Origin of the sequence: Mangrovicoccus algicola, assembly GCF_014903745.1 — a bacterium.
Taxonomy (GTDB): Bacteria; Pseudomonadota; Alphaproteobacteria; order Rhodobacterales; family Rhodobacteraceae; genus Mangrovicoccus; species Mangrovicoccus algicola.
Map to the genome: position 1 here is coordinate 37,631 of NZ_JACVXA010000035.1, position 14,082 is coordinate 51,712.

General features: G+C 68.2%; 16 protein-coding genes and 1 pseudogene. 13 read left to right on the forward strand and 4 right to left on the reverse strand.

Going from position 1 to position 14,082, the window contains the following annotated elements; genetic code table 11:
- The first annotated feature begins 2 nt into the window (after positions 1-2).
- The 5 genes from ICN82_RS12115 to ICN82_RS12135 all read left to right on the forward strand — a co-directional run bounded on the left by ICN82_RS12115 (position 3) and on the right by ICN82_RS12135 (position 3,251).
- Positions 3-629 carry a hypothetical protein gene (locus ICN82_RS12115; protein ID WP_193183097.1) on the forward strand — a complete coding sequence of 209 codons (627 nt, stop codon included), beginning with the start codon at positions 3-5 and terminating at the stop codon, positions 627-629.
- Positions 626-1,156, forward strand: coding sequence for a lipopolysaccharide transport periplasmic protein LptA (gene lptA / locus ICN82_RS12120; protein ID WP_193183099.1), 531 nt, complete (start codon positions 626-628; stop codon positions 1,154-1,156). Before ICN82_RS12115 ends, lptA begins: the two co-directional genes overlap by 4 nt.
- Entirely contained in the window at positions 1,153-1,905 is a 753-nt protein-coding gene (gene lptB / locus ICN82_RS12125; RefSeq protein ID WP_193183101.1) for an LPS export ABC transporter ATP-binding protein, read from the forward strand. Before lptA ends, lptB begins: the two co-directional genes overlap by 4 nt.
- 271 nt (positions 1,906-2,176) lie before the next feature.
- Positions 2,177-2,755 (forward strand): ribosome hibernation-promoting factor, HPF/YfiA family, encoded by a 579-nt coding sequence (gene hpf / locus ICN82_RS12130; protein WP_193183103.1) that lies wholly within the window; start codon positions 2,177-2,179, stop codon positions 2,753-2,755.
- A 31-nt stretch (positions 2,756-2,786) separates the two neighbouring features.
- Complete coding sequence (locus tag ICN82_RS12135) at positions 2,787-3,251, forward strand: PTS sugar transporter subunit IIA (RefSeq protein WP_193183105.1); 465 nt, start codon at positions 2,787-2,789, stop codon at positions 3,249-3,251.
- Between the two features lie 117 nt (positions 3,252-3,368).
- Here ICN82_RS12135 and galU read toward each other — a convergent pair whose 3' ends face one another.
- The 3 genes from galU to cysQ all read right to left on the reverse strand — a co-directional run bounded on the left by galU (position 3,369) and on the right by cysQ (position 6,025).
- Complete coding sequence (gene galU / locus ICN82_RS12140) at positions 3,369-4,259, reverse strand: UTP--glucose-1-phosphate uridylyltransferase GalU (protein ID WP_193183107.1); 891 nt, start codon at positions 4,257-4,259, stop codon at positions 3,369-3,371.
- 170 nt (positions 4,260-4,429) lie between these two features.
- Complete coding sequence (locus ICN82_RS12145; RefSeq protein WP_193183109.1) at positions 4,430-5,230, reverse strand: 3-deoxy-manno-octulosonate cytidylyltransferase; 801 nt, start codon at positions 5,228-5,230, stop codon at positions 4,430-4,432.
- Positions 5,231-6,025 (reverse strand): 3'(2'),5'-bisphosphate nucleotidase CysQ, encoded by a 795-nt coding sequence (gene cysQ / locus ICN82_RS12150; RefSeq protein WP_193183140.1) that lies wholly within the window; start codon positions 6,023-6,025, stop codon positions 5,231-5,233. It abuts the gene before it with no gap.
- Positions 6,026-6,211: 186 nt separating this feature from the next.
- On the opposite strand from cysQ, the gene ICN82_RS12155 reads away from it, so the two are divergent.
- A complete protein-coding gene (locus tag ICN82_RS12155) occupies positions 6,212-6,823 on the forward strand; it encodes a hypothetical protein (protein ID WP_193183111.1) in 612 nt (203 codons plus the stop codon).
- Positions 6,824-6,833: 10 nt separating this feature from the next.
- On the opposite strand, the gene ICN82_RS12160 is transcribed toward ICN82_RS12155, so the two are convergent.
- A complete protein-coding gene (locus tag ICN82_RS12160; RefSeq protein ID WP_193183113.1) occupies positions 6,834-7,433 on the reverse strand; it encodes an alpha-ketoglutarate-dependent dioxygenase AlkB in 600 nt (199 codons plus the stop codon).
- 213 nt (positions 7,434-7,646) lie between these two features.
- Here ICN82_RS12160 and dnaK point away from each other — a divergent pair, with 213 nt between their 5' ends.
- The 7 genes and pseudogenes from dnaK to ICN82_RS12195 all read left to right on the forward strand — a co-directional run.
- Positions 7,647-9,578 (forward strand): molecular chaperone DnaK, encoded by a 1,932-nt coding sequence (gene dnaK, locus ICN82_RS12165; RefSeq protein ID WP_193183121.1) that lies wholly within the window; start codon positions 7,647-7,649, stop codon positions 9,576-9,578.
- Positions 9,579-9,653: 75 nt separating this feature from the next.
- Positions 9,654-10,814 (forward strand): molecular chaperone DnaJ, encoded by a 1,161-nt coding sequence (gene dnaJ / locus ICN82_RS12170; protein WP_193183123.1) that lies wholly within the window; start codon positions 9,654-9,656, stop codon positions 10,812-10,814.
- An 84-nt stretch (positions 10,815-10,898) separates the two neighbouring features.
- Positions 10,899-11,660, forward strand: a complete 762-nt coding sequence (gene radC / locus ICN82_RS12175) for a RadC family protein (RefSeq protein WP_193183126.1) — start codon at positions 10,899-10,901, stop codon at positions 11,658-11,660.
- Between the two features lie 220 nt (positions 11,661-11,880).
- The gene (locus ICN82_RS12180) at positions 11,881-12,990 is read left to right on the forward strand and encodes a MotA/TolQ/ExbB proton channel family protein (RefSeq protein WP_226898455.1); all 1,110 of its coding nucleotides are present in this window, start codon (positions 11,881-11,883) and stop codon (positions 12,988-12,990) included.
- Between the two features lie 2 nt (positions 12,991-12,992).
- Positions 12,993-13,367, forward strand: a complete 375-nt coding sequence (locus ICN82_RS12185) for an ExbD/TolR family protein (RefSeq protein ID WP_330998999.1) — start codon at positions 12,993-12,995, stop codon at positions 13,365-13,367.
- A gap of 3 nt (positions 13,368-13,370) precedes the next feature.
- Positions 13,371-13,778: an ExbD/TolR family protein gene (locus ICN82_RS12190; RefSeq protein ID WP_193183130.1), complete on the forward strand. Its 408-nt coding sequence runs from the start codon at positions 13,371-13,373 to the stop codon at positions 13,776-13,778.
- A pseudogene (locus tag ICN82_RS12195) lies at positions 13,775-14,082 on the forward strand (hypothetical protein); the annotation flags it as partial. The gene ICN82_RS12190 and the pseudogene ICN82_RS12195, both read left to right, overlap by 4 nt.

Genomic DNA, 14,082 nt, shown 5'->3' on the forward strand with positions numbered 1-14,082 from the left:
TTGTGGCACGATTCGATAACGCCTATTCGCGCGCTATCGCCATCGTCAAACTCGTCCTGCCGCTGGTCGCGCTCGGCCTGCTCTCCACGCTCTTCCTGCTGTCGCGCGGCGGCCAGCAGGGCGAGCCGCTGCCCTGGACCGAGGCCGAGATGGGCGAACTCGCCCGCGAGGAGCGCCTGGGAAGCCCGACCTATGCCACGCTGACCGAGGACGGCGCCGAGCTGCGGCTGCAGGCGGACAAGGTCACGCCCGATCCCGACAGGGAGGGCGTGGCCCATGGACGGCAGCTGAGGGCGCGGCTGGCGCGGCCCGACGGCACGATCCTGGATCTGGAGGCGCCCGAGGGGCGGCTCGACCAGGGCGACCGCAGCGCGGTGCTGGAAGGCGGGGTGCGGATCACCGCCTCCGAAGGCTACGTCGCCACCATGCCGGGCGTGCGGCTGCGCACCAACCTGACCCACATGCAGAGCCTCGGCCCGGTCGAGGCCGACGGCCCCGCCGGCCGGATCGAGGCCGGGGGGCTGACCGTCACCGCCGAGAAGGGCGGCGGACGGGGCACGGTTGCGCTGTTCACGGACGGGGTACACCTGATATATCGCCCCCAAGCGACGGAGGCCGAAGCCGAATGAGACAGTCCCTGATCCTGACCCTGATGCTGGCGGCGGCGCAGGCCCTGCCCGGGGCCGCCCTGTCGCAGGGGACGGGCGTGAGCCTTGGCGGCGTTGCCGAGACCGACCGCGACGCGCCGGTCGAGGTCACCTCCGACCAGCTGGAACTGGACCAGACCGCGGGCACCGCGCTGTTCACCGGCGACGTGCTGGTGGTGCAGGGAGAGATGCGGCTGGCCGCGCCGCGCATCCTGGTCGAATATGCGCGTCTGCCCGATGGCAGCCTGGGCGAGGACGTGGACCGCATCACCGCCACCGGCGGCGTCACCATGGTCACGCCCGACGAGGCGGCCGAGGCGGAGGAAGCCGTCTATTCCCCCGTCACCGAGGAAGTCGTGATGACCGGCGACGTGCTGCTGACCCAGGGGCCGAACACGCTGAACGGGACGCGGCTGGTGATCGACCTGGCCACGGGAACCGGCCGCATGGAGGGCCGGGTGCGCACCGTCATCACCCCCGGCACCGCCCCGGAGAGCGCCGGGCAATGACCGGCCCCGATCCCGAAATCCCGGCCGGCGGTCTTCAGGTCCGCGGCCTGCGCAAGAGCTATCGCAAGCGCCCCGTCATCCGCGACGTGTCGCTGGAGCTGGACCGCGGCGAGGTTGTCGCCCTGCTGGGGCCCAACGGCTCGGGCAAGACCACGACCTTCTACGCCATTGCCGGGCTGATCCATGCCGAGGGCGGCGAGGTGCGGCTGGAAGGGCGCGACGTCACCACCCTGCCCATGTACCGCCGCGCCAAGCTGGGCATCGGCTACCTGCCGCAGGAAGTCTCGATCTTCCGCGGCCTGTCGGTCGAGGACAACATCCTGGCGATCCTCGAGATCTCGGAGCCCGACCCGCATACCAGGCGCGAGCGGCTGGAGGAGCTGCTGTCGGAATTCTCGGTCACGCATCTGCGCCGCTCGCGGGCGCTGGCGCTGTCGGGCGGCGAAAGGCGCCGGGTGGAAATCGCCCGATGCCTCGCGGCCAATCCCCGCTACGTGCTGATGGACGAACCCTTTGCCGGGGTCGATCCGATCGCGGTGGGCGACATCCGCGCGCTGGTCGCCGATCTGAAGACCCGGGGAATCGGGGTGCTGATCACCGATCACAATGTCCACGAGACGCTGCAGATCGTCGACCGCGCCTATATCCTGCACGAGGGCAAGGTGCTGATGAGCGGCTCCGCCGAGGATGTCATCGCCAACGAGAATGTCCGCAAGGTCTATCTGGGGCAGGGATTCCGCATGTCCTGACCCTCAGGCGGGCGGCGGGCTGCCCGCCTGTCCGGCCCCGGCGAAGAAACTTGCCGGGAACCTCGATGCGCGGATAGAGTTGACAGACAAAGGTGAGGTGGAGCCAAATGGCTGCATGTTCGACGATGCCTATGTCCTCCTGTCGTCTTCCGGCGCCTGTATCGAGGTCGCAGCGGATGCCCGCTCCCTCAGGCGCAGCCCAATCCCCGGCCCCCCGGTCCTGCACGTGACGGACCCGGCCGGTTCACAGCCCCGAGCATAAGGAGGTGTTATGAGATACCAAATCAGCGGGAAGCAGATCGACGTCGGTGACGCGCTTCAGACCCATGTCGAGGAGGCGCTCGACGAGGTCATGACCAAGTACTCGCAGCGTCCCACCGAGGCGATCCTGACCTTCTCCCGTGACGCGCATGAATTCGTGTGCGAGGCGACGGTGCATCTCTCCACCGGACTGACATCGCAGGCCAAGGCCAAGGGCACCGAGATCTACGGCGCCTTCGAGGCCTGCCTGGAAAAGCTCGACAAGCAGCTGCGCCGCTACAAGCGCCGCCTGAAGGATCATCATGTCAAGCGCGCGGAGCCGGTTGAAGCTTTCGGGGCTTCGTCGTATGTGATCGCCGCCGAAGCGGATGGCGAGGATCTCGAGGAACCCAGCTCGCTTCAGCCCGTTATCATCGCCGAGATGGAGACGCGCATCCCCTCCATTTCGGTCGGAGAGGCGGTCATGCAGATGGAACTCGTCGGCGCGCCGATCCTGGTGTTTCGCAACGAGGGCACGAGCGGAGTGAACGTGGTGTATCGCCGGGACGATGGCAACATCGGCTGGATCGATCCCAGCAACACGGTGTGAACGATCGCGCAGCGCGCGAGAAAGTGGATAGATGGAACTAGCCTCCCTACTGACACCTGCCGCGGTGAAATCCATCGGCGGGATGACCAGCAAGAAGCGGCTGCTGCAGGAACTGGCGGAAATTGCCGCCGATTGTTACGGCATCAGTGCCGATGACGCTGTGGAAGCGCTTCAGGATCGCGAATCCATCGGTCCAACCGGCGTGGGAGAGGGTGTCGCCCTCCCCCATGCCCGCCTGGGCACGCTCAGCAAGGTCTCGGGCGTGTTCCTGCGGCTGGAACGTCCGCTGCCCTTCGATTCCATCGACCGCCAGCCGGTGGACCTGGTCTTCGCGCTTTTTGCCCCGGACGATTGCGGCGTCGCGCATCTGAAGGCGCTGGCGGCCGTGTCGCGGATCATGCGCAACAGCTCGACCTGCGCCAAGCTTCGCGCCAATGACGACCCCGACACGCTCTATACCATCCTGACGGACCTGCAGAACACCAAGGCGGCCTGAGCCCCGACGGGACGGTCCCGGCCGGGTTCCGCGCGGCCGCGCAACGGTACCCCACACGAAAAAGGCGCCGCCCCGAAGGACGGCGCCCGGATCAGCGGGTCGCGGCGGCGGCGCCTGTCACTCGGCGGCGAGGCGTTCGCCCACGAAATCCTGCAGGAAGGACGTGAATTCGTCGCGCAGGTCGTCGCGTTCCATCCCGAAGGCCACGGTCGCCTGCAGATACCCCGCCTTGGAGCCGCAATCGTAGCGCTCCCCGCGGAAGCGGTAGCCATAGACGCCGCTGCCCTCGATCTCCTCGGCGATCGCGTCGGTCAGCTGGATCTCTCCGCCCGCGCCGATCTTCATCTCGTCGAGATTGTTCAGCACGGAGGGATCGAGAATGTAGCGGCCGATCACCGCCAGGTTGGAAGGGGCCTCTTCCTGCTTGGGCTTCTCGACCATGCCGGAAACCTTCACCATGTGGCCCATGTCCTCCTTGATGGCGAGCGTGCCGTAGGACGAGATCTTGTCCATCGGGACTTCCATCGCGGCGACCATGTTGCCGCCGACTTCCTCATAGGCCTCGACCATCTGCGCCAGGCAGGACTTGTCGGACTTGATGACGTCATCGGGCAGGATCACGGCGAAGGGCTCGCCGCCGATCAGGCGCCGCGCGCACCAGACCGCATGGCCCAGGCCCAGGGCCTCGCGCTGGCGGACATAGGCGATGGCACCGCTTTCCATGTCCGTGCGCTTGAGCTGGTCCAGAAGCGCGGTCTTGCCCTTGCGCTGGAGCGTCGCCTCAAGCTGGGGCGCGCCGTCGAAATAATCCTCCAGCGCGGACTTCCCGCGCGAGGTCACGAAGATGAATTCCTCGATCCCCGCATCGCGGGCCTCGTCGATCGCGTACTGGATCAGCGGCTGATCGACCAGCGTCATGATTTCCTTGGGGATCGACTTGGTGGCGGGCAGGAACCGCGTCCCCATCCCGGCAACAGGGAAAATGGCTTTGGTTACCTTGTGTTTCATGACCTTGCCCTTGCTCTTCAATTTACGCACTCCGGACGGGAACGCCGGTATCGGCTGTTCGTTCCGTCCCCACTGAAATTATCGTGAAAGAACTCCCGGCGGGAGACAACTCCTTTGCGGTCCGGCCCCCCAGACTGCCGCTAATTCGGCAGGAGGCTGCCGGAATTCTATCATGCGCCGGGCTGCGCCGCCAGCATCGCCTCGATTCGCGCCACATCCGAGGGATTGTTCAGCTCCCAGAACTGGCGGCCGCGGGCCTCCACCTCGACGCACAGGACCGGATGGCCGTTCTCCATGAAGCGCAGCTGCTCCAGCCCCTCCAGCGTTTCCAGCGTCCCGACCGGCAGGCGGCCATAGGCTTCCAGCGCCGCGGGGCGGTAGGCATAGACGCCGACATGGTGGAAAACCGGGGTCTCCGGCCCGTCCGTCGGCACCGCATCGGAATAGGGAATCACTTCCTTGGAGAAGTACAGCGCCATGCGGTCGGCGCGGAACACCGCCGTGGTGCCGCCGACGCGCCCGGCCTTGCGGTCCTCGCGGAACCCGGCCAGCGCCGCGCCGTCGCAGCGCAGCACCGGCGTGGCCACCTCGGCCGCGGGCGTATCCGAAAGCCCCGCGATCAGGTCCTCGACGAACCAGGCCGGGGTCAGCGGCGCATCGCCCTGCAGGTTCACGACGATGTCGTAGCCGCCGCCCAGCACCGCCAGCGCCTCGGCGCAGCGTTCCGTGCCGTTGCGGCAGGATTCGGAGGTCATCACCACCTCGGCCCCGAAAGCCTCCGCATGGGTGCGGATCCGGTCGTCATCGGTGGCGACGACGACACGGTCGACGCCCCGGACCGCCATGGCGGCGTCCCAGGACCGCCGGATCAGGCTTTTCGCCACCCCGTCTGCATCCCTGAGCTCGACCAGGGGTTTTCCGGGATAGCGGGTCGACGCATAGCGCGCCGGGATGATGATGATGGAGGTCATTCAGGCCTGCTGAAGTTCGATCCCCGGCGCGTAAGCGATGAAGAACGGGTTGGCGTAATCCGCCTTGCCATAACGCAGCGGCGTGTGATCGTCAAAGCGCACGACCTCGCCCCCGGCCCCGGCCAGGACGGCATGGCCCGCCGCCGTGTCCCATTCCATCGTGCGGCCCAGCCGCGGATACAGATCCGCCTCGCCGGTCGCCACCAGGCAGAATTTCAGCGAGGATCCCGCGCTCTTCATGTCATCGACGCTGTACTTGCCGATATAGTCGTCGGTGGCCTGGTCGCGATGCGATTTCGACGCCACCACCCGCAGCGCCCCGGTGTCGGGAGCCGAGACGGACATGGTGACGACCGTGCCCGCGGCGTCGAGCCGGGCATCGGCCTCCTCCACGGACTGGCCGTCGGCGCGCGTGTAGAACAGCCGGTCCTTCGCCGGCGCATAGACCACGCCGCGCACCGGGATGCCGTCTTCGACATAGGCGATGTTCACGGTGAAATCGCCGCGGCGCTTGATGAATTCCTTGGTGCCGTCCAGCGGGTCGACGATCAGGAAGCTGGCGGCCGACTCTCCATGGGTGGCGGCCTGCTCCTCGGTGACCAGCAGCACGTCGGGGAAGGCCGCGCGCAGACCGGCCGAGATATGCGCATCCGCCGCCTTGTCGGCCTTGGTCACCGGGCTGTCGTCATCCTTGGCCTCGACCGAGAAATCATCCTCGCCATAGATCCCCATGATGATCTCGCCCGCTTCCAGCGCGAGCCTGCGCATCACCACTTCAAGCTTGCCGTAATCCATATCCGTCACTCTCCACATGCACAGGCCTGTTCGTTTCGGCGAAGCTAGCCGCGGATGCGCCGCGGCGGCAAGGCGGCAGGCACGACAGGGACGACTGGTCGCGGCGCGCCGCGGATGGCCAGCCCCGCGCGCTGCGGCTATGGTGACCCGGCCCGGCAGCTGCCGGCAGATCCCCGGACCCGTGCCATGACCAAGACCCTCTGTGTGTTCCTGCTGGCGCTGGCGTCGGCCTTCATCTTCCCGCCCGCCCGCGCGGAAGGGCGGCTGCCGGCCCGCCATCGGCTCGCGGCCGAGACAGTGCTGCGTGCCGCGCCGGATGCCGCGGCCCCCGAGGCCGGTCTCGCCCAGGCCGGCAAGGACCTGGAGATACTCGGCTTTTCCGAGGATGGACTGTGGGCCGAGGCCGGGCGCGGCGCCGGGGTGGCCTGGCTGCCCGCCGCCGGGCTGACCCGGCTGCAGCCGCCTGCCGACGAAGGCCTGCCGATGCGCTGCTACGGCACCGAACCCTTCTGGGGGCTGAACATGCCATCGGCCTTCTTCGCCGAGTTCGAGCGCCCCGAGCATCCCGAGGCGCCGCTTCAGATCACCGGATCGGACGCGGCCACGGGACCGGGGGGGCATACCCGCCTGTGGACCTTCGTCGGCGAGGAGCTGCGCGGCCACCTGGCGGTGCGCAACGAGGCCTGCTCCGACGGGATGAGCGACCGGCATTTCGGGCTTTCGGCGGTGCTGTCCCTGGCCGAAACCGCGGGTGCGGTGCATCTGCGGCTGGGCTGCTGCGCGCTATCGGCGCCGTGACCCCGCGCGGCTAGCTCACCACCCGCAGCGTCAGGTTCAGCCGCCCGCCCTGCGCCAGCAGCCCCGAGGAGCCGAAGCGGATCCGGTCCACCCCGTGACGCGCCAGCCGGCCGGGACCGGCCAGGACCGCGACATCGCCCGATTTCAGCCAGACCGAGCGCGTCGGCCCGCCGGGGCCGGATCCGCCCACCCGGAACAGCCCGTCATCGCCGAGGCTCAGGCTGACGACCGGCTGGGTGAAATCGGCCTCGTCGCGGTCCTGGTGCAGCCCCATCCGCGCGCCCTCGCCGTAGAAATTCACCAGGCAGCTCTCGGGATCGCGCGCCCCCGCCCCGGCAAAGCGGCGCCAAAGATCCATCACGGATTCCGGGATGGCCGGCCAGGGCCGCCCCGTCGCCGGATGACAGCGTTCATAGCGGTAGCCGCGCCGGTCGCTGACCCAGCCCCATGCCCCGCAGGAGGTCATGCGCACCGACATCTGTCGGCCCCGCGCCGTCTCGGGATGGAAAAGCGGCGCCTCCGCCACGACCTGCCGCACCGCCGCGACCATCGCCTCTTGCGCGGCGCGATCCAGCGCGGCAGTGAAAATCCCCACATCGCCGAGTTCCATGAAACCCTCCCTTTACCGCGCCCGGGTGATGCAGAATCCTGTCGGGCAGATCGCTTGCAGCATCAGGGACACCTCCCTATATACCCGTCAATCGACCCCCGATGCACGGTTGCGTGACCAATATCCGGGCACGGGGGCCGGAACTATCAGGGATCGGGGATCGGCGCCTTGACGGGCCAGCCCCGCACATCGCCAGAGAAGAGGTAAGACAGCATGGCTAAAGTCATCGGTATCGACCTGGGGACCACCAATTCCTGCGTGGCCATCATGGACGGCTCCCAGGCCCGCGTGATCGAGAATGCGGAAGGGGCGCGGACGACCCCCTCGATCGTCGCTTTCACCGAAAGCGAACGTCTCGTCGGCCAGCCGGCCAAGCGCCAGGCGGTCACCAATCCGGAAGCGACCATCTTCGCCGTGAAGCGCCTGATCGGGCGCCGCGTGACGGATGCCGAGGTCACCAAGGACAAGAACATCGTCCCCTATTCCATCATCGACGGCGGCAATGGCGACGCCTGGGTGGAAGCGCGCGGCGACAAGTACTCGCCCTCCCAGATTTCCGCCTTCATCCTGCAGAAGATGAAGGAAACCGCCGAGTCCTATCTCGGCGAGCAGGTGACCCAGGCGGTCATCACCGTCCCGGCCTATTTCAACGACGCGCAGCGCCAGGCGACCAAGGATGCCGGCAAGATCGCGGGCCTCGAAGTGCTGCGGATCATCAACGAGCCGACCGCGGCCGCGCTGGCCTATGGCCTGGACAAGAAGGAAAGCAAGACGATCGCGGTCTATGACCTCGGCGGCGGCACCTTCGACGTCACCATCCTGGAAATCGATGACGGCCTGTTCGAGGTGAAATCGACCAACGGGGACACGTTCCTCGGCGGCGAGGACTTCGACATGCGCATCGTCCAGTACCTGGCCGACGAGTTCAAGAAAGAGCACGGCGTCGACCTGACCAAGGACAAGATGGCGCTGCAGCGGCTGAAGGAAGCCGCCGAGAAGGCCAAGATCGAGCTTTCCTCCAGCCAGCAGACCGAGATCAACCAGCCGTTCATCTCGATGTCGCCCAATGGCGGCCAGCCGCTGCACATGGTCATGAAACTGACCCGCGCCAAGCTGGAATCGCTGGTCGGCGACCTGATCAAGAACTCGATGAAGCCTTGCCAGGCGGCGCTCAAGGATGCCGGTCTGTCGACCTCCGATATCGACGAGGTCGTCCTGGTCGGCGGCATGACCCGCATGCCGAGGGTCATCGAGGAAGTGACCAAGTTCTTCGGCAAGGAGCCGCACAAGGGCGTGAACCCCGACGAGGTCGTGGCCATGGGCGCCGCGATCCAGGCCGGCGTTCTGCAGGGCGACGTGAAGGACGTGGTCCTTCTGGACGTCACGCCGCTGTCGCTGGGCATCGAGACCTTGGGCGGCGTCTTCACCCGGCTGATCGACCGCAACACGACCATCCCGACCAAGAAGTCGCAGATCTTCTCCACCGCCGAGGACAACCAGAACGCGGTGACGATCCGGGTCTTCCAGGGCGAGCGCGAAATGGCGGCCGACAACAAGATGCTCGGCCAGTTCAACCTGGAGAACATCCCGCCGGCCCCGCGCGGCCTGCCCCAGATCGAGGTGACCTTCGACATCGACGCCAACGGCATCGTGCACGTGACGGCGAAGGACAAGGGCACCGGCAAGGAGCAGAAGATCACCATCCAGGCCTCCGGCGGCCTGTCGGATGACGAGATCGAGCAGATGGTGCGCGACGCCGAGGCGAATGCCGAGGCCGACAAGTCCCGCAAGGACCTGGTCGAGGCCACCAACCAGGCCGAGAGCCTCATCCATTCGACCAAGCGGTCGCTGGAAGAGCATTCCGACAAGGTCGACCCGACCACGGTCGAGGCGATCGAGCTGGCGATCAGCGCGCTGGAGGATGTCATGGGCTCCGGGGATGCCGGCAAGATCCGCTCGGGCATCCAGAACGTGACCGAGGCCTCCATGAAGCTCGGCGAGGCGATCTATCGCGCCCAGCAGGCGGATGGCAAGGAAGGCGAGGCCGATTTCGACCCCGAAGCCTCCGGCACCGAGCGTGACGCATCCGACGAGGATATCGTCGATGCCGATTTCGAGGATCTCGGCGAGGACAAGCGGTCCTAAGCCGCCATCCTTCTTCCTGGAACCGGTCCGGCCCGCCGGGCCGGTTCCGCGCGTTTTCGAGAGGGATAGAAGCCCATGGCGAAACGAGATTACTACGATGTCCTGGGGGTCGCCCGGGGGGCCTCCGCGGAGGAGATCAAGAAGGCCTATCGCAAGAAGGCCAAGGAACATCACCCCGACCGCAATGCCGACAACCCCGACTCGGAGGCCCGCTTCAAGGAAGCGAACGAGGCCTACGAGGTCCTGAAGGATGCCGACAAGAAGGCCGCCTATGACCGGTTCGGCCATGCCGCCTTCGAAGGCGGGATGGGCGGGGGCGGGGGCCGTCCGGGCGGTCCGGGGGCGGGCAATGCCGATTTCGCCTCCGCCTTCTCCGACGTGTTCGACGACCTGTTCGGCGATTTCATGGGCCAGCAGCGCGGCGGCGGCGGCGGCCGCAGGCAGCGCGCCGTGCGCGGCGCGGACCTGCGCTACAACCTGCGCGTCTCGCTGGAGGATGCCTATCGCGGGCTGCAGAAGACCATCACCGTGCCCACGGCCGTGCCCTGCGGCGTGTGCAGCGGCACCGGGGCCGAGGGCGGCGCCGAGCCGGTCAACTGCCCGACCTGCAACGGCATGGGCAAGGTCCGCGCGCAGCAGGGGTTCTTCACCGTCGAACGTTCCTGCCCGACCTGCGGCGGCGTCGGCCAGATCATCAAGAATCCCTGCAAGGCCTGCCACGGCCAGGGCCGGGTGGAGAAGGAGAAGGCCCTCTCGGTCAACATCCCCGCAGGGGTGGAGACCGGGACCCGCATCCGTCTGGCCGGCGAGGGCGAGGCAGGGCTGCGCGGCGGTCCGACCGGCGATCTCTACATCTTCATCGAAGTGGCCGATCACCCGATCTTCCTGCGCGAGGGCACCAACCTGGCCTGCCGCGTGCCGGTCTCGATGATCACCGCCGCGCTTGGCGGGGATATCGAGGTGCCGACCATCGATGGCGGGCGCTCGCGGGTGAAGGTCCCCGCCGGCAGCCAGTCAGGCCGGCAGATGCGCCTGCGCGGCAAGGGCATGCCCGCCCTGCGCGGCGGTGCGGCCGGCGACATGTTCATCGAGATGGTGGTGGAGACCCCGGTCAACCTGACCTCCAAGCAGAAGGACCTGCTGCGGGAGTTCGAGCGGCTGAGCGAGGACAACAACCCGCAGGCCAACAGCTTCTTCGATTCCGTCCGCAACTTCTGGGACAGCATGAAGGGCTGAACGGAGGCCGGGAAACCCGGCCTCCCCGCTTTTCGTCATGGTTGATTAACCTAAAATTCAGCAAGTCCGCGGCAGACCGGTGGCATGTCCGAGCCGCCCGAATTCCGCGAACCGATGCTGCCCCTGTTCGAGGGGCAGGAACTTTTCGTCACCGGTTCGCGCGGCGGCAAGCTGCCTTCCTACATCAAGGATCACCGCCAGCGCCTGCGGCAGCGATTCATGGAAGGCGGCGCGCAGGCGATGCCCGATTACGAGATGCTGGAGCTGATCCTGTTCCGCGCCATTCCGCGCTGCGACGTGAAACCCGTGGCACGGCGCCTGATGGACACGTTCGGCGATTTCGCCCGGGTGCTGACCGCGCCGAAGGAACGGCTGATGGCGGTGCGCGGCGTCGGCGAATCCGTGGTCGTGGAACTCAAGATCGTCGAGGCGGCAAGCCACCGGCTGGCCCGCGCCAAGGTGATGAAGCGCCGCGTCGTCAGTTCCTGGGATGCGCTGCTGGACTATTGCCACACCACCATGTCGCATCTGGAGACGGAGCAGTTCCGCGTGCTTTACCTCGACCGCAGGAACGTGCTGATCGCCGACGAGGAACAGGCCCGCGGCACGGTGGACCATGTGCCCGTCTATCCGCGCGAAGTGGTCAAGCGGGGGCTGGAACTCAACGCCTCCGCCCTGATCCTCGTGCATAACCACCCCTCGGGAGATCCCACGCCCTCGGAGGCGGACATCTCCATGACCGTCAGGATCCAGCAGGCCGCGGAGGTTCTCGGCATCACGCTCCACGATCATCTCATCATCGGCCGATCGGTCGAGCTGAGCTTCCGCAGCGCCGGCTACCTGTGACCCCGCCGGCAGATTGCTGCGCTGCGGCCCCGCGTCTTGACGTTATTCCGACTATTTAGGTAAGGTGCTCGCGAAACGGGGGGCGGCCTGCGCCTCCGATCAGCCGGAGAGAGCCATGACGCCCGCGCGTCGCCGCCATCCCGGTCAGTAAGCCATCATGCCGTGCCGTGTCAGATCCGGGTCCGCGACCCGCGCGGGTACGGACAGACCGGAGTATACCATGGACCCGACCCCGACCCAGCAGCCCGAAGGTCCCGACCTCCTGCAAATGGCACAGCTGTCGGAGGCCCCGGACACACCGCCCGGGACCGGAACCGCGGCACCCTCCGCGACCGGGGCCGCGCCGGAGGCGGCGCCGGCCGAAGCGCCCGCTGCCGCCATGCCCGAAGCAGCAACGCCCGGCGATGCGGATTCCGTCGCGACCCCGTCCGCACCGGCATCGCCGGAGCTGCCGACGGCCCCCTCCGAGGCCGGAACGCCGCCCGAGGCTGCCGAGCCCGGTGCCGCCGCGCCCGAGACTGCCGCGCCCGGTGCAGCGACTGCGGAGCAGCCCGCCACCGACATCCCCGCCGCCGAGACCGGCCTGCCGGCGCCCGAGGCGCCTGCGCTTCCCGACGGGCCGGTCGACCAGGCGCTGGCGCAGCTGCCCGGCTGGGCCGGCGACCCGGCCGCGCAGGCGCTGGATTTCCTCAACCAGGGCGGCGCCGTGGTCTGGGCCATCGCCATCCTGTCGGTGCTGACGGTGGCGGTGATCCTGTGGCGCGTCCTGCGGCTTTCGGCGATGGGCGCCTGGTCGGCAAAGCGGCGCAGCGAGAAAAGCCTCGCCGCCTGGCACCAGGGCGACACGCTGCAGGCCAGGGCGCTGGTCGCCGGACGCAGCTCGGCCCGCGCGCGCCTGCTGGTGACGGCCTATGATTCCATTGCCCGCGACCATTATTCCGACGACGATGCCGAGGCGGAGATGGAGCGCGTGGCCCGCGGCCTGCTGGCCGAGGCGCGCTCGGGGCTGAAGCTGCTGGAACTGATCGCCACGATCGCGCCGCTGCTGGGTCTTCTGGGCACCGTGATCGGCATGATCTCGGCCTTCCAGGCGCTGCAGGAAGCCGGCTCGCGCGCGGATCCCTCGATGCTGGCCGGCGGCATCTGGGAGGCTCTGCTGACCACCGCGGCGGGCATGGCGGTGGCGATCCCCGCCACCATGGCGCTGAGCTGGCTGGAAAGCGTCTGCGACCGGCTTGCCCATGATTTCGAGGATATCGGCACGCGCGTCTTCCTCGGCCGCGACAGCGCCGCCGCCCGTGCCGCGCAATTCCGGGCCGCCGCCGAATGAGCATGTCGCTGACCACGAGGCGGCGCAGCCGCCGCCCCAGCCTCACGCCGATGATCGACGTGGTGTTCCTGCTGCTGGTGTTCTTCATGCTGGCCTCCCGCTTCGGCATGGACATGCAGATCCCGCTGGGCCTGGGCGGTGGCGGCAGCGGCTGGTCCGGCCCGCCGCGGCTGGTGCAGGTGGAGCCTGACGGCCTGGCCCTGAACGGCCGCGCGCTGGAGCCCGCGGCCCTGCCCGCCGCCCTGGCCGAGCTGACCGAGACCCCGGCGGACCCGGTCGTGCTGCGCGCCGGCGAAGAGGCCGATGTCCAGCGCCTCGTCGAGGTGATGGAGCTGCTCGGCCGCGCGGGCTATGCCAACCTGGTGCTGGTGGAATAGCCGATGCGCCTTGCCCAGCCCCAGAAACGGCAGCCCGCCGAGAGCATCATCCCGATGATCAACGTGGTCTTCCTGCTGCTGATCTTCTTCCTGATGACGGCGCAGATCGCCCCGCCCGCCCCGTTCGAGGTGGATCCCCCCGCCTCGGAAAGCGATGCCCGCCCCGAGGGCGAGATGGTCCTGCACGTGGATGCCGAAGGCCGCTACGGGTTCCGCGAACATGCCGGCGGCGATGAGGTGCTGGCCGCGCTGAAGGCGGCGATGCCGCCCTGCCCCGAGCCCTGCGCGGCCCCTGCGCCGCTGCAGATCCGGGTCGATGCCGGCCTGCCCGCCCCGAAACTTGCCGCCCTGATGGCGAAACTGCCGGAGGCGGGGATCCGCCGGGCAGAGATCGTGACGGCCGTGAGATGAACCGCCGCACGCTGGCCGAACTGACCGGATGCACCGCACTGGCGCTGATCGCCCATCTGGCGATCTTCGCCGACATGCCCTGGCGGGAGGGCGGCGCCGAGACCGGCGGGGTCGGCGGCGATGCCGCCGTGTCGCTGGAAGGCGCGAATGCGACCCTGGCCGCGATGGTGGCCGAATGGGAAACCCCGCCGGAGGTGGAGACGGAAATCGTCACCGCCGAGCCGCCGCCACCGCCGCCGCCGGTCACGTCCCCCGCGCCGGCCGCGACGCCCGACGCGCCGCCGCCGGTTGCCGCCGCCCCGGT

What these genes read in the sequence shown, in the direction of transcription:
- dnaJ (WP_193183123.1), top strand. Translation starts at nt 9,654, where the DNA reads ATGGCGAAACGAGATTACTACGATGTCCTGGGGGTCGCCCGGGGGGCC.
- ICN82_RS12180 (WP_226898455.1), top strand. Translation starts at nt 11,881, where the DNA reads ATGGACCCGACCCCGACCCAGCAGCCCGAAGGTCCCGACCTCCTGCAA.
- lptA (WP_193183099.1), top strand. Translation starts at nt 626, where the DNA reads ATGAGACAGTCCCTGATCCTGACCCTGATGCTGGCGGCGGCGCAGGCC.
- lptB (WP_193183101.1), top strand. Translation starts at nt 1,153, where the DNA reads ATGACCGGCCCCGATCCCGAAATCCCGGCCGGCGGTCTTCAGGTCCGC.
- ICN82_RS12145 (WP_193183109.1), bottom strand. Translation starts at nt 5,230, where the DNA reads ATGACCTCCATCATCATCATCCCGGCGCGCTATGCGTCGACCCGCTAT.
- galU (WP_193183107.1), bottom strand. Translation starts at nt 4,259, where the DNA reads ATGAAACACAAGGTAACCAAAGCCATTTTCCCTGTTGCCGGGATGGGG.
- ICN82_RS12190 (WP_193183130.1), top strand. Translation starts at nt 13,371, where the DNA reads ATGCGCCTTGCCCAGCCCCAGAAACGGCAGCCCGCCGAGAGCATCATC.
- radC (WP_193183126.1), top strand. Translation starts at nt 10,899, where the DNA reads ATGTCCGAGCCGCCCGAATTCCGCGAACCGATGCTGCCCCTGTTCGAG.
- cysQ (WP_193183140.1), bottom strand. Translation starts at nt 6,025, where the DNA reads ATGGATTACGGCAAGCTTGAAGTGGTGATGCGCAGGCTCGCGCTGGAA.
- ICN82_RS12185 (WP_330998999.1), top strand. Translation starts at nt 12,993, where the DNA reads ATGTCGCTGACCACGAGGCGGCGCAGCCGCCGCCCCAGCCTCACGCCG.
- dnaK (WP_193183121.1), top strand. Translation starts at nt 7,647, where the DNA reads ATGGCTAAAGTCATCGGTATCGACCTGGGGACCACCAATTCCTGCGTG.
- ICN82_RS12135 (WP_193183105.1), top strand. Translation starts at nt 2,787, where the DNA reads ATGGAACTAGCCTCCCTACTGACACCTGCCGCGGTGAAATCCATCGGC.
- hpf (WP_193183103.1), top strand. Translation starts at nt 2,177, where the DNA reads ATGAGATACCAAATCAGCGGGAAGCAGATCGACGTCGGTGACGCGCTT.
- ICN82_RS12155 (WP_193183111.1), top strand. Translation starts at nt 6,212, where the DNA reads ATGACCAAGACCCTCTGTGTGTTCCTGCTGGCGCTGGCGTCGGCCTTC.
- ICN82_RS12160 (WP_193183113.1), bottom strand. Translation starts at nt 7,433, where the DNA reads ATGGAACTCGGCGATGTGGGGATTTTCACTGCCGCGCTGGATCGCGCC.